The sequence below is a fragment of the Bacteroides thetaiotaomicron VPI-5482 genome (assembly GCF_000011065.1).
GTDB classification, from domain to species: domain Bacteria; phylum Bacteroidota; class Bacteroidia; order Bacteroidales; family Bacteroidaceae; genus Bacteroides; species Bacteroides thetaiotaomicron.
This window is the reverse complement of sequence record NC_004663.1, coordinates 4,882,380-4,895,733: the sequence shown is the minus strand read 5'-3', so window position 1 is coordinate 4,895,733 and position 13,354 is coordinate 4,882,380. Positions and strand designations below refer to the sequence as shown.

Below are 13,354 nucleotides of genomic sequence, written 5' to 3'. Positions count from 1 at the left end.
AACACTTGAAGGCGTTCATCATCCTAACCAATACCTATCCTAAAAACTATTTTTTACCTATTTATTCAAAACGATCGGCCTATTGGCAGAAGCTTTACCAAAATTCTTGGCAGGCTTTTTGCCCATCTCAAATTTTAAAGTACTGCCGTTAATTATATCATCGTACGTAATATAACTTTTATGATAAGGTTTGCCATTCAGATAAACCTTCTGAATATAGATATTATCTTTACTATTATTCGGTGCTTCAACAGTAAACACTTTACCACCACGCACTTTCACTTCTATCTTTTTAAAACGAGGACTGCCGAATGCAAACACACCGTCAGACGGATTCACCTGATAGAATCCCATAGCAGAAAGGAGATACCATGCAGACATTTGTCCACAGTCTTCATTACCGATGATACCGTCCGGCTGATCTGTGTAGAAGTCGCTCATGATGAAACGAACCTTTTCCGCTGTTTTCCACTGTTCGCCGGCATAGGTATAGAGATAGGCTATGTGATGGCTCGGCTCATTGCCATGCGCATATTGTCCGATCAGACCGGTGATATCACTGGAAGCACCTTCACCCATACTGTCATTGTTCGTAAAGAAGCTGTCGAGCTTCGATGTAAACGGCTTGTCACCGCCAAACAGGCTGATCAATCCATACGGATCTTGCGGAGCGAAGAATGTATATTGCCATCCGTTGCCCTCACAGAAATCGCCGACTCCGTGAATAGAACGTGCCGGATCGTACGGAGTACGCCATGAACCGTCTTCCAGTTTCGGACGGATGAAATGGATAGAAGAATCGAAATAGTTCTTATAGTAATGGGCACGCTTCGAGAATGTCTCATAATCAGCCGTCTTCCCCATCTTTTGTGCCATAGCGGCGATTCCCCAGTCATCTACTGCATATTCCATAGCGATGGAAGTAGCTTCGTGGATTTTATCAGCAGGGATATATCCTTTGGCCATCACGTAAGGAACTCCGTTCTGCCCTTCATAAGTTGCTGTCGCTTTCATAGCCGTCAAGGCTTCTTCCGCATCAAATCCGGTAAATCCTTTCAGATAAGCATCTGCAATCACCGGAACAGAGCTATATCCCGGCATACAATTTGTTTCGCCGCTCATCAAAGGCCAGATAGGAAGTTTATCCTGTTGCCGATAAATGGAAAGCATTGAATTAATTACATTGTCCACCATTTCGGGCTGAATGATAGTCATCAGAGGATTCAAGGCGCGATAAGTATCCCAAAGGGAGAGAGTGGTATAATTCGCTTTCTTCGGGTCTGTGTAAATCATATCATTCATCCCCCGATACTCACCATTGACATCACAATACAATGTAGGAGCGATCATGGTATGATAGTGTGCGGTATAAAACACACGTTTGGCAGCCTCATCGTCTGATTCTACGGTCATCTTATCCAACTGTTTGTTCCAGCGGTCACTGCTCATCTTCACCACCTTGTCGAAGTCCCAGTGAGAAAGTTCCGCTTGCAGGTTCATCGCTGCATTGTCACAACTTACGGAAGAAATAGCCACTTTAATCTTTACTTCTTTCACATTGCCGAAAGTAAGCACACTTTTCACCGATTCTACTTTCAGTTGATCCCAAAGTTTGGGGGTATTATCGTCATAAGCCGTAAATTTCTCGATCTTCTGATCGCTCTTCAGCACAAAGTATACTTTTCGCGACGGGCTCCACCCTCTGACATACCGATAACCTTCCACTGTATAGTCATCTACTTTGCGAATATAGCTGTCGTATGCATTGGAACCGTTTCCTTCACGCAGGTCAATCAGTATAGAGACCGGTTTTCCTTCGGGATAGGTATAACGATGAAAACCTACCCGGTCAGTAGCTGTCAGTTCGGCCTTGATATTGTATCTGTCCAGAATTAAAGAATAATATTCCGGACGGGCTATCTCATTGTCATGTGAGTATTTCGACGCATAACCGTCACGTATATCATCCTGGTTACCTCTGGGAGTACGGATTTCATTGAGAGGCATAATCAGAATATCCCCCAGATCGGTACATCCCGTACCGCTTAAATGAGTATGAGAGAAACCAATCAGAATACTGTCGGAATAATGATATCCCGAACACCAGTCCCAGCCTTTATGGATATTGTTGGGTCCGAGTTGCACCATGCCGTACGGAACACTCGTTCCGACAAATACATGCCCGTGAAAACCGGAGCCGATATAAGGATCGACATACTGTAACAATCCCTCACTCTTTGAATAGTCCTGTTTTGCCACTCCGCTCGTTGCCAGACCTAAAAAGCAGGAAGCAGCCATTAAAAGTTTAAATGCGTTCATCTGTATTTTTCTTGTTAATTCGAAATTGTTTCATGGTAGGATTTACTTCATGAATTATAGTTTTCATGATGCAAATATAAACTCTATTCCGGAACTATCAGGCTGTCGCCAGAGTTTACCGAATGGATGGCAGGGATATTTACTCTTTTGGCAAAAGAAAAAGGACTTGCACTGACTAAAGCAGTTCAAATCCTTTCCATAAATTTCCTTCGGGAAGAGGGGCTTCGAGCTCTATCAGCTCTTTTGACACGGGATGGATGAAGCGTACCTTCCGCGCATGCAGGCAAATACTGCCATCGGGATTGGAACGCGGAGCGCCATATTTAAGGTCTCCTTTAATGGGACATCCCATTTTTGCCAACTGGCAACGAATCTGATGATGACGTCCGGTTTTCAAGTCTACTTCAAGCAGATAGTAATTCTCCGAATGTCCGATCAGCCGATAATTCAGAATCGCTTTCTTGCTATTCGGCACTTCTTTGTCATAAGCAAAACTCTTGTTCTGCTTCTCGTTACGTGCCAGATAATGCACCAATTCACCTTCCGGCTCTTTGGGGGCATTCTTTACTACTGCCCAGTAAGTCTTTTTCACTTCACTGGTACGGAACATCTCGTTCAGACGAGTGAGTGCCTTACTCGTTTTGGCAAAAATAACAAGGCCGCTTACGGGGCGGTCCAGCCGGTGTGTCACACCGATGAAAACATTTCCGGGTTTCTGATACTTCTCTTTCAGGTACTGCTTCACAGTTTCCGAAAGCGGTGTATCGCCCGTCTTGTCTGCCTGGACAATCTCGGAAGCGGTCTTGTTGACTACAATTATATGGTTGTCTTCGTATACGACAGTCATACTGTTCGATTACATATTCATACCACCATCTACCTGAATCACCTGACCTGATACGTAAGAAGACATATCTGATGCCAGGAAGGTAGCGATGTTTGCCACATCTTCAGGAGTACCGCCACGACGCAAAGGAATTTTCTTTGCCCATTCAGCTCTCACTTCGTCAGAAAGAGCAGCAGTCATATCTGTCAGGATGAATCCCGGAGCAATGGCGTTGGCACGGATGCCACGAGAGCCCAGTTCTTGTGCGATAGACTTGGCCAATGCAATCATGCCGGCTTTGGAAGCAGCATAGTTAGCCTGTCCCGCATTACCGTGAACACCCACTACAGATGCCATGTTGATAATGCTACCAGCTTTCTGACGCATCATAACAGGTGTACAAGCGTGGATGAAGTTAAATGCAGACTTCAGGTTCACATTGATTACCATATCCCATTGTTGTTCGCTCATACGCATCATCAGACCGTCACGAGTGATACCGGCATTGTTCACCAGAATATCGATACGTCCGAAGTCCTTATGGATTTCTTCTACGACCTTTGCAGTATCTTCAAAGTTAGCAGCGTTAGAAGCATAACCTTTGGCTTTCACACCCATTGCTTCCAGTTCTACCCTTGTTTTTTCTGCATTTTCGTCAATGACCAGGTCAGTAAATGCAATGTTTGCACCTTCGGCAGCAAACTTCAGAGCGATAGCCTTGCCAATACCACGGGCGGCACCGGTTACAATGGCTGTTTTTCCGTCTAATAATCCCATACTAAAAGTTATTTAATTAAATTTCTGTTCTATGCAGTGCGCCAAACACAATGTTGGACACATATTTATTTCTTGTTTCTTCGTCCAGATGAGCTCCTATATGCCCACGGATATAAGGAACTTCAATTCCCTTCACACAGTAATGTATCAAATCGGCAGTCATCTCCACATCATCAATGTGAAACACTCCTTTCGCCTGTCCCTCCAACAACACAGCTTTAAAAATCTGGATTTCTTTCGCATCAAATTTCTTTCGCACTTTTTCTACCCGCCATATATCACGGAAGAAATAAGCACGCAGGGTTCCATTCCGATAAACGACCTCCTTTACTGCATCCAATCGGGTATATATCAGTTCCAACAGTTTGTCGTCCGGCGAAATGTTTTTATCAGCCACCCTCTTCATCATATCCGACAAGATATCCAATTCCGATTCTACAACAGCCAAATAGATTTCATCCTTACTTTTAAAATAGGTATAAAGCGTTCTTCTACCTTTTTTCGAAGTGAGGGCGATATCATTCATCGTAGTGTTCTCCACCCCCATCTTTGCAAAAAGCTGGCGGGCAACGTCTACTAACTTGGCTTTCGTTTTTGATACGGTCATAGGTTATACAAATTGCACATTGCTGAATATTTTGAGCAAAAGTAATTCTTTTCTTTAGACCACACAAGAAAACGCACAGAATATTAACATTTGTATATTAATAGGTACTAAAAAAAGTTCCATCAATACCTCTCTCATTTTCAGCACAATATAGATAATTCGATCTTTTTTCTAAAAAATAATTGGAGAATAATTTGTTTTATTCAAGAAAAGCCGTACCTTTGCACCCGTTAAACATCGCGGAGTGGAGCAGTTGGTAGCTCGTTGGGCTCATAACCCAAAGGTCATTCGTTCGAGTCGGATCTCCGCAACTTACTAAAGAATCGCTTTTTAAGTGGTTCTTTTTTTATCTCTCTCCGGTAAGATTCTACTGATTACAGTTCCTTTATTCACAACCCCAATCTTATATTAACCACGTTATCAACAAAGTTATTAACAGGTTAATTAATTAGTAACAAACAAATTAACTATATAAGAGACTCATTTTTAAACAAGCAGGATGTGACTTGTTCACAACCTCAAAAAGCAAAATAAGAATCACCCGAATACAAAAAAGATACTACCTCAAAAATCAGTAGTATCTCCTTAATTCTTCTTCCGAAAGGAAGTACATCCATTCATTACAATCTATATTACCCTTGTCTTTTTTGCCGGTTCTGACGCCCTTCTTTCATCTGTTTCTCACGTTCAGCCTGTTTTTTCACATAGCTATCGTATTGTTCTTTAGTCATAATCTTCTTCAACTGGGCATCATAATCTTCACGGGACTTCTTCATTTCCGCCATCTTCTTTTCCCGCTCTTCCTTAGTCATCTTGGCAGCTTTATTATCTTTCGAACGTCCGCCCTGATTAGCAGCCATCTTTTGCACCCATGTAAGGTTGACATCCTGTAATTGTTGCTTTTGATCTTCATTCAAAGAGTATTCTTTCACCATACGCTCTGTCATACGTTCCGCACGGGTTTTCGGATCCATCTGTTGTCTTCCACCCTGGCGATTTCCTTGTGCCATTGCCACACCACTCATCAGTAGCAAAGCTACCATCCAAAATACGATTCTTTTCATTTCTTTTTTCTTTTATAGTTAATCTGATAATAAACCGATTGCATCATTGCAATATTATATTTGACCAGATTAAAACGGAAAGGTTAAATCACATCGAGGAGATTAACAATAAATAACTTTATGTTTATTCTTCCCGACCGAACGAGCGGTATTCAAGCGGAGTAAGCCCGGTACGTTTTTTGAAAAAGGAGAAAAAATATTCGGTAGACTGGAAGCCCAGAAAAAAAGAAATTTCTTTTACTGACTGGGAAGTTCCCACCAACATTTGCTTGGCTTTACGAAGTTTCAGTTCCTGAAAATATTTGGCGGGTGCATAGCCGGTATATTCCTTAAAAACCCTGCGGAACCATGAGTAACTGATATTCAGTCTCATCGCCAGTTCCTCCGGATCAATATTGCCGGATACATTTTCATTCATAAGTATCTTTGCCTGCTCGATCTTCTGATCGACATCACTCATCTCGAAGACCTTATTCTTGGAAATCGAAAGAATCATACCAATCATGTGAAGTACGATTCCGGAAAGGTATTGCTGGGCAGATATTTTATCCGCTTCTGCCACTTCCAAAGCGCGGGAAAACAAAGATACCAGTTCTTCATTAATACCGACTTCCAATATCTGTCTTTCCTGAGAAAGAAAGGCATCGCCCACAATCGTATCAATCGCCGGACCTTCAAAACCAATGTAATATTCCGTCCATCCGGTCTGCCGCAATGGATAATAAGTATGCCACTGTCCGGGAAACAACACCATCAGCCGACCTTTACAAACTTGTCTTTCAGGAGTAGAATCGGAAGAAAACAAACCGCGCCCTTTTGTAATATAGACCAATTGATATTCCCGCAATACTCTTCCTTTTTCGGCATTGAAATAGTAACCGGACGGATGCTCCTTCAGCGGATAAGGAGAATCGGGAGGGATAGACTGATAGCCAACCGTATTCACCCACAGACCGAATTTGCGGTCCATGTCATTAACTATCAAGTATTTAAATTCTAATCCCAAATTATTATCCTCAGTCATACAGGCGTGTTTTCATACAATTGAATTGAACAAAAGTAGGAATTATTTTCAAAAAACACACGCTAAACAGTAAAAAAACATCCAGAGCACCTGTCCAGATCCTCCGGATGCTTATAAAAAACAAACCTTATACAATTAAAATCAGAATGCTTTCCGATATAATACTTCAATCTCCGCTACTGACGTAGGACGCGGATTACCACCTGTGCAAACGTCATTGAATGCAGCCACCGCCAATGCCGGAATATCCTCTTCCTTCACATTGATTTCATGCAATTTCTGTGGGATACCGATACTCAGAGAAAGCGCTTTCACTGCCTCGATAGCCGCCTTCACACCTTCAGTTTCTGTCATACCGTCTGTATTGACGCCCATCGCCTTGGCAATATGGATATATTTCGGAGCAGCCGGAGACTCAGCATTGTACTCCATGACATAAGGTAACAACAGCGCATTGGCAACGCCGTGAGGAGTATCATAGAAAGCGCCCAACGGGTGAGCCATGGAATGTACGATTCCCAAACCTACATTGGAGAATCCCATGCCGGCAATATATTGAGCCTGCGACATTGCTTCGCGGGCAACTGTGTCTTTACCGTTATCTACCGCTGCTTTCAAGTTCTGAGCAATCATTTCAATCGCTTTCAGTTCGAACATATCGCTCATAGCCCATGCACCCGGAGTTATATAACTTTCGATGGCGTGAGTCAGCGCGTCCATACCTGTAGCGGCAGTCAGTCCTTTCGGCATGGAATACATCAGTTCCGGATCTACAATAGCTACAGCAGGGATATCGTTCGGGTCTACACATACCATTTTCTTGCGTGCATCTTCGTCGATAATCACATAATTGATAGTCACTTCAGCAGCAGTTCCGGCAGTAGTAGGCAATGCAAAGGTAGGAACAGCCTTATGTTTGGTATCAGCCACACCTTCCAGAGATTTCACATCGGCAAAATCCGGGTTATTCACAACAATACCAATCCCCTTTGCCGTGTCGATAGAAGAACCACCACCCAAAGCTACGATAAAGTCTGCACCGGAAGCCTTATAGGCAGCCACACCATTCTGCACATTAGCAATGGTAGGGTTAGCCTTTACATCACTATAAAGTTCATACGGAATATGATTGTCATCAAATACTTTAATGATTTCGGCTGCAACACCAAATTTGATAAGGTCTTTATCTGTTACGAAAAAGGCTTTCTTAAAGCCACGTCTGGCTGCTTCCACAGCAATTACACTCCGGCATCCTGCACCGAAATAAGAGGTCTCATTCAGAATAATGCGATTCATAGTTGTGTCATAATTTTAAAGTTACCGCAACATTCTCCATCGATAGAAAATGCTGCGGTCGCTAAAGTAGATAAATTCAGTGATTAATACAAGTATTATTTAGGAAGATTGAAAGCAACGGACATTTCTTTCATTTGTTCCTGACTCATACCATCCGGTTCGAAGCCCATATTCTTCGCAGCAATATAGATCAGCGCCGACTTATTCAGCACGTCAATCTGATCAAAAGCCTGCATAGCATCGCAGTCTACGGCAAAAACACCGTGTTTTTCCCACATGACTACATCATAGTCCTGCAATTCCTTGATAGTGGCTTCCGCCAACTCTACCGAACTAGGCAATTTATAAGGAATGATACCCAGACCTCTCGGACAGAACGCCTTCGTTTCAGGAATCATACTCCATAACAGATTGGTTGCCACATCTTTCTGAAGGAACTTCTCGCAATGAGTCATGGCAATCAGTTCGATCGGGTGAGTATGGACAGATGCTTTATAAGGAGAATTCTTGCTCAGCAAATCATTGTGTACGCTCAGGTGGGAAGGCAGTTCCGAAGTCGGCGCCACCGCTTCGTCGGCAATGATCACATAGCTGGCGCAATCATCTAAAATGCGAATCACCGAACCATTTTCCATCGGCCAGCGAGCCAGATCACGCATGCGTTTGTTGGTTCCTTTGCAATAAAAGTAACATCCTTTCAGATAAGGCAATGTAACGCCAATGGATTTTACTTCGCTAATCGGTTCCATCCGACGGATTTCATCGTCTACAAACTCTGTGATATTTACAGTGATATTACCACCGTTACGTTCAGCCCATCCTTTTTGCCACAAGTATCCGGCAACTTCAGCTACCTTGTTTACTTCTTTGGCAAGTGCCGGACGATTTTCTAAAATTGATTTCATATCTATTTATTATTAAAACAAGTTCGGGAATACCAGTGAGAAGATCAAGACTACCAAACCACAGATCAACACTGTGATTGTTTTGGCAGATACTCCTTTCCACTCTTTCAGGATGATTCCCCATACATTACTAAAGGTTACGTTCAGCGCCATCAGGATACACCATGAGAAAGCCAGCAACACGGGACTTTCCGTGAGGAAGCTCTTACCCATTTCCAATCCGAAGAACTGCATATACCACAGCACACCGGCCAACGCACAGAAGACGAGATTGTTACCCCATACCTTTCCTTTGGCATAGTCACCGACAGACTTATTAGCTATATTCTGCTGCAGGCAGTAAGCGGCATTTGTCATGAATCCGCCTAAAGTCACGAGGAAGATAACAGGAAGACCTGCATAAAGTCCATCCACACCACCTGCCAAAGCAGCTTCCTTGATAGGAGTTCCGGCATCCAGTCCCAAAGCAAAGCAGGCACTCATCACACCCGCAAGAAGTGCTACCAGCAAACCTTTTGTCAATGCAAAGTCTTTTACGGCAGCCCGTTTTTCTTCTTCGCTCATATTCTGTGCACGCAAGCCACCGGCATAACCAATGATAGCAATACCCGCCAGCGTAATACAAACTCCTAGAAGAAGAATCAGTCCGTTACCTTCGAACAGATTGGTTCCGGCGAAGATGGCAGGAAAAAGGGTTCCGAATCCGGCACAAGTACCTAATGCGATACTTTGTCCAAGCGCAACACCCAGATAACGCATGGAGAGTCCGAAAGTCAATCCGCCTATTCCCCATAATACACCATAAAAGATGCTCATTCCAGCACCTCCGGCTCCCCACAAGTCGAACAAACTGCCTCCTGCGGGTATCCCCAGCAGTGATCCCAGAAACGGGAACACTAACCAGGCAAACACACCTTGTACTAACCAGAAGCTTTCCCAGCTCCATTCCTTCACCTTTTTAATAGGTACATAGGAACTGGACTGGCAAAAGCTACCGATGGCTATAATCAACAAGCCTATTAGAATATCCATCACTTATCGTTTAGAAGTTACTTCCGCTTCGTACTTTTCGATTTCTGCAATGAAATCTTCGCCTACCGGAACGTTGTTCTTCAAGCAGAACATATCCCATACTGCATTCCATGGAAGCGCTTTCTCTTCTTCGAGCAGAGCCAGACGCTGGAATCCCTGTCCGTTAGCTTCGTATTCACGCAGCTTGGCAATCGGTTCGAGCAAAGCGCGTGTCATACATTTCTGAGCAGCACGGCTACCGATAACGTAAGCACCGATACGGTTGATAGAAGCATCGAAATAGTCGAGACCGTAGTGTACGCGTTCCAACGCACCGCAACGAACAATTTCACTGAACAGTTCCATTGTAGGATCATCCATAATGGTTACGTGGTCGGAATCCCAACGAACCGGACGGCTTACGTGCAGCATCAATTCGGGCACATAAAGCAAAAGAGAAGATACTTTGTCGGCAACACTTTCAGTCGGATGGAAGTGACCGGTATCCAAAGTTACCATCTTATTACGGGATGCGCCATAACCGATGTAGAAGTCATTGGAACCTACTGTATAGCTTTCCAGACCGATACCGAATACTTTTGATTCAATACAGTCTTTCATGTTTTTATATTCAGTAGCAAATATCTGATCCAGAGAATCTTTCAACAATGCACGATATTTCATGCGGTTTACAGTGATATCCTTGCTTCCGTCATGTACCCAAAGATTCATGATACACGGGTCACCCTGCGCCTTACCCATTTCTTCGGCAACGGCACGACAACGTTTGGTATGCTCAATCCAGAACTGACGGATGCCCTCATCCGGATTAGACAGTGACAAATCACCAGATTTCGGATGTGAGAAGGAAGTAGAGTTAAAATCGAGTTTCATGTTATGCTCTTTACCCCATTCAATCCAGCTCTTGAAATGTTCAGGCTCTACCTGATCGCGGTCTACCACTTTACCTTGAAAATCCCCGTAGATTTCGTGCAGGTTCAAACGGTGTGTACCCGGAATATAAGAAGCGGCTTTCAGAATGTCGGCACGCAGTTCATCAATATTGCGAGCTTTGCCCGGATAATTACCGGTTGCCTGAATACCTCCGCTCAGTGCACCTGCCTGCACTTCAAATCCCGTTACATCATCAGCCTGCCAGCAATGAAGTGACAAGTGGAAGTCCTGCATGGTTTTCAGTACCTTTTCAGTATCTACACCTACTGCTGCATAGCGTTCAACAGCAATCTCATACGCTTTCTGAATCATTTCTTCTTTTTTCATGATATTCTATTATTAAAAGTTAATATTATTCTGTCGATTATTTTTTGATTCTCCGGAATTTATCGAACGCAGTTTTTAAAATGGATATAAGCCGCATCCCAAGCTGCCATATCCTGTGGGTGATAAGTCTTCAACGGAATTGAACGGCTTATCAACTGACGCATACCGGCAACATCCGTCGCCTCTCCCACCGTCATTGCCTGAATCATGACATTACCGATAGCTGTTGCCTCAGACGGTCCTGCCACAACCGGGATGCCGATAGCATTAGCAGTAAACTGATTCAACAAGTCATTACGGCTACCTCCACCAATCACATGCAGAGTTTCGATAGGACGAGGAGAAAGCGCACGCAAGTTTTCCAACACCTGACGGTAACGCAAAGCCAGACTCTCAAAGATACAACGTACTATTTGTCCACGTTGCTCAGGAACCGGCTGCCCAGTAGTCCGGCAATATTCACGAATGGCCTGTTCCATATCCGCAGGATTTGCAAAACAGTCGTCATCCGGATTGATTAAACTACGGAATGGTTCACACGAATCCGCTTCGGTTATTAATTCCGGATAGCTTGTATCTCCCCAATTCAGACGGCAACGTTCCAGCAACCACATTCCACAAATATTCTTCAAAAGGCGAATTGTGCCTTCTACGCCACCTTCATTCGTAAAGTTCAAAGCCTCTGTTTCAGCAGTGATTACCGGTGCATCTGTTTCCACCCCCATCAGCGACCAAGTACCGCTACTCAAATATGCGAAATTACGATCAAGTGCGGGAACAGCTGCTACAGCAGATCCGGTATCATGTCCGGCCACCGCAATCACAGGAATTGCCCCCAATCCTGTTATCTTTTGCACTTCTTCAGTCAATGTTCCTATCTTCTCACCTGGGAAGACAAAACGACCGAAATTCTCTTCTTGCAGTCCGACTGCTTTCAGCAACTCCGGTTCCAGACGTTGCGTATGTGCATTCACTAATTGGGCAGTGGAAGCAATGGTATATTCAGTTACCATCTTCCCGGTCAGCATATAGCTCAACGCATCCGGCATAAACAGAACTTTGTCTGCTGCCTCCAATGCACTGTCATGATTGCGACGCAAAGTATCTAATTGGAAAAGTGAATTAAAATTCATTACCTGAATACCAGTTTTACCATATACCTCGCTACGAGAGATACGAGAGAAAAAGGCTTCCGGTGCTCCTACCGTATGCGGATCACGATATGCATAAGGCTGGCGAAGCAGGTTTCCATCTTTTCCAAGGAGGACGAAATCTACTCCCCATGTATCTATACCGATAGAGGCAATAGATTCGCCACGGTGAGCTACCAATTTCAATCCGTCGATAATGTGACGGTATAATGCATAAATATCCCAATAGAAATGTCCACCCACCTCGATCAAGTGGTTAGGAAAACGATTAATCTCCTCCAGATTTAATCCGCCTTCAATAAAAGAGCCTAAGATTGTACGGCCGCTTGTTGCGCCCAGGTCGACTGCAAAAAAGTTCTGTTTCATGGTATTTTGTCTATATATTTAAGGTATCCATTTACCTACATTGCAAAGATAGGCGGTTCCTTCCTCCTTTTCCTTACGCATTTTGATAGAAAGGATGTGCATTTTGACACAAATCTGCATAGCCAAACCTTACATCAGTATAAATTTTACTTTTTATGCAAAAAAAGCATGATTTATGCATGTTTTCTCCGAAATAATGCATAATTTTGCGCCATTCTTAGAATAATTATACAATGAAGAAGAAAGCAAATCGGTTAGACGCCATCAAAATGATTATCTCAAGCAAGGAGGTAGGCTCGCAGGAAGAACTACTGCAAGAGCTGAACCGTGAAGGCTTCGAACTGACACAAGCCACCCTCTCCCGCGACTTGAAACAACTGAAAGTAGCCAAAGCTGCAAGTATGAACGGCAAGTATGTATATGTATTGCCGAATAACATCATGTATAAACGTTCCACTGACCAGAGTGCCGGTGAGATGTTGCGCAACAATGGATTTATCTCCCTACAGTTTTCCGGCAATATAGCTGTCATCCGTACCCGTCCCGGTTACGCCAGCAGCATGGCTTATGATATCGACAACAATGAGTTCAGCGAGATTCTGGGAACCATTGCCGGCGACGATACCATCATGCTGGTTCTGCGTGAAGGAGTAGCCACAAGCAAAGTACGTCAGCTTTTGTCGCTCATCATTCCGAATATCGAATAACTATACTTATATTATATATA

12 protein-coding genes and 1 tRNA gene are annotated in these 13,354 nt (G+C 43.7%); 2 read left to right on the top strand and 11 right to left on the bottom strand.

Features of this window, described 5'->3' with window-relative positions; all coding sequences use genetic code 11:
* Positions 1-57: 57 nt before the first annotated feature.
* The 4 genes from BT_RS19030 to BT_RS19015 form a co-directional block, all read right to left on the bottom strand.
* The gene (locus BT_RS19030; RefSeq protein ID WP_011108964.1) at positions 58-2,319 is read right to left on the bottom strand and encodes a GH92 family glycosyl hydrolase; all 2,262 of its coding nucleotides are present in this window, start codon (positions 2,317-2,319) and stop codon (positions 58-60) included.
* A gap of 175 nt (positions 2,320-2,494) precedes the next feature.
* Positions 2,495-3,166, bottom strand: coding sequence for an RluA family pseudouridine synthase (locus tag BT_RS19025; RefSeq protein WP_008766957.1), 672 nt, complete (start codon positions 3,164-3,166; stop codon positions 2,495-2,497).
* Between the two features lie 9 nt (positions 3,167-3,175).
* Positions 3,176-3,922, bottom strand: coding sequence for a 3-oxoacyl-[acyl-carrier-protein] reductase (gene fabG / locus BT_RS19020; RefSeq protein WP_008762708.1), 747 nt, complete (start codon positions 3,920-3,922; stop codon positions 3,176-3,178).
* Between the two features lie 16 nt (positions 3,923-3,938).
* The gene (locus tag BT_RS19015) at positions 3,939-4,529 is read right to left on the bottom strand and encodes a TetR/AcrR family transcriptional regulator (RefSeq protein ID WP_011108963.1); all 591 of its coding nucleotides are present in this window, start codon (positions 4,527-4,529) and stop codon (positions 3,939-3,941) included.
* Between the two features lie 238 nt (positions 4,530-4,767).
* Between BT_RS19015 and BT_RS19010 the strand changes: the two genes are divergently transcribed.
* Positions 4,768-4,840 (top strand) — tRNA-Met (locus tag BT_RS19010).
* Positions 4,841-5,161: 321 nt separating this feature from the next.
* Here the strand turns inward: BT_RS19010 and BT_RS19005 are convergent.
* The 7 genes from BT_RS19005 to rhaB form a co-directional block, all read right to left on the bottom strand.
* Positions 5,162-5,593 (bottom strand): DUF4890 domain-containing protein, encoded by a 432-nt coding sequence (locus tag BT_RS19005; protein ID WP_011108962.1) that lies wholly within the window; start codon positions 5,591-5,593, stop codon positions 5,162-5,164.
* Positions 5,594-5,717: 124 nt separating this feature from the next.
* Positions 5,718-6,617 (bottom strand): AraC family transcriptional regulator, encoded by a 900-nt coding sequence (locus BT_RS19000; RefSeq protein WP_008762705.1) that lies wholly within the window; start codon positions 6,615-6,617, stop codon positions 5,718-5,720.
* 141 nt (positions 6,618-6,758) lie between these two features.
* Positions 6,759-7,913 carry a lactaldehyde reductase gene (fucO, locus tag BT_RS18995; protein ID WP_008766959.1) on the bottom strand — a complete coding sequence of 385 codons (1,155 nt, stop codon included), beginning with the start codon at positions 7,911-7,913 and terminating at the stop codon, positions 6,759-6,761.
* A 95-nt stretch (positions 7,914-8,008) separates the two neighbouring features.
* Positions 8,009-8,818 (bottom strand): rhamnulose-1-phosphate aldolase, encoded by an 810-nt coding sequence (rhaD, locus tag BT_RS18990; RefSeq protein ID WP_008766960.1) that lies wholly within the window; start codon positions 8,816-8,818, stop codon positions 8,009-8,011.
* 12 nt (positions 8,819-8,830) lie between these two features.
* Entirely contained in the window at positions 8,831-9,850 is a 1,020-nt protein-coding gene (gene rhaT, locus BT_RS18985; RefSeq protein WP_008762702.1) for an L-rhamnose/proton symporter RhaT, read from the bottom strand.
* A 3-nt stretch (positions 9,851-9,853) separates the two neighbouring features.
* Positions 9,854-11,110, bottom strand: a complete 1,257-nt coding sequence (locus BT_RS18980; protein ID WP_010536410.1) for an L-rhamnose isomerase — start codon at positions 11,108-11,110, stop codon at positions 9,854-9,856.
* A 59-nt stretch (positions 11,111-11,169) separates the two neighbouring features.
* On the bottom strand, positions 11,170-12,627 hold the full coding sequence (gene rhaB / locus BT_RS18975; RefSeq protein WP_011108961.1) for a rhamnulokinase: 1,458 nt from the start codon (positions 12,625-12,627) through the stop codon (positions 11,170-11,172).
* Between the two features lie 233 nt (positions 12,628-12,860).
* On the opposite strand from rhaB, the gene BT_RS18970 reads away from it, so the two are divergent.
* On the top strand, positions 12,861-13,334 hold the full coding sequence (locus tag BT_RS18970) for an arginine repressor (RefSeq protein ID WP_008762699.1): 474 nt from the start codon (positions 12,861-12,863) through the stop codon (positions 13,332-13,334).
* The last annotated feature ends 20 nt before the right edge of the window (positions 13,335-13,354 follow it).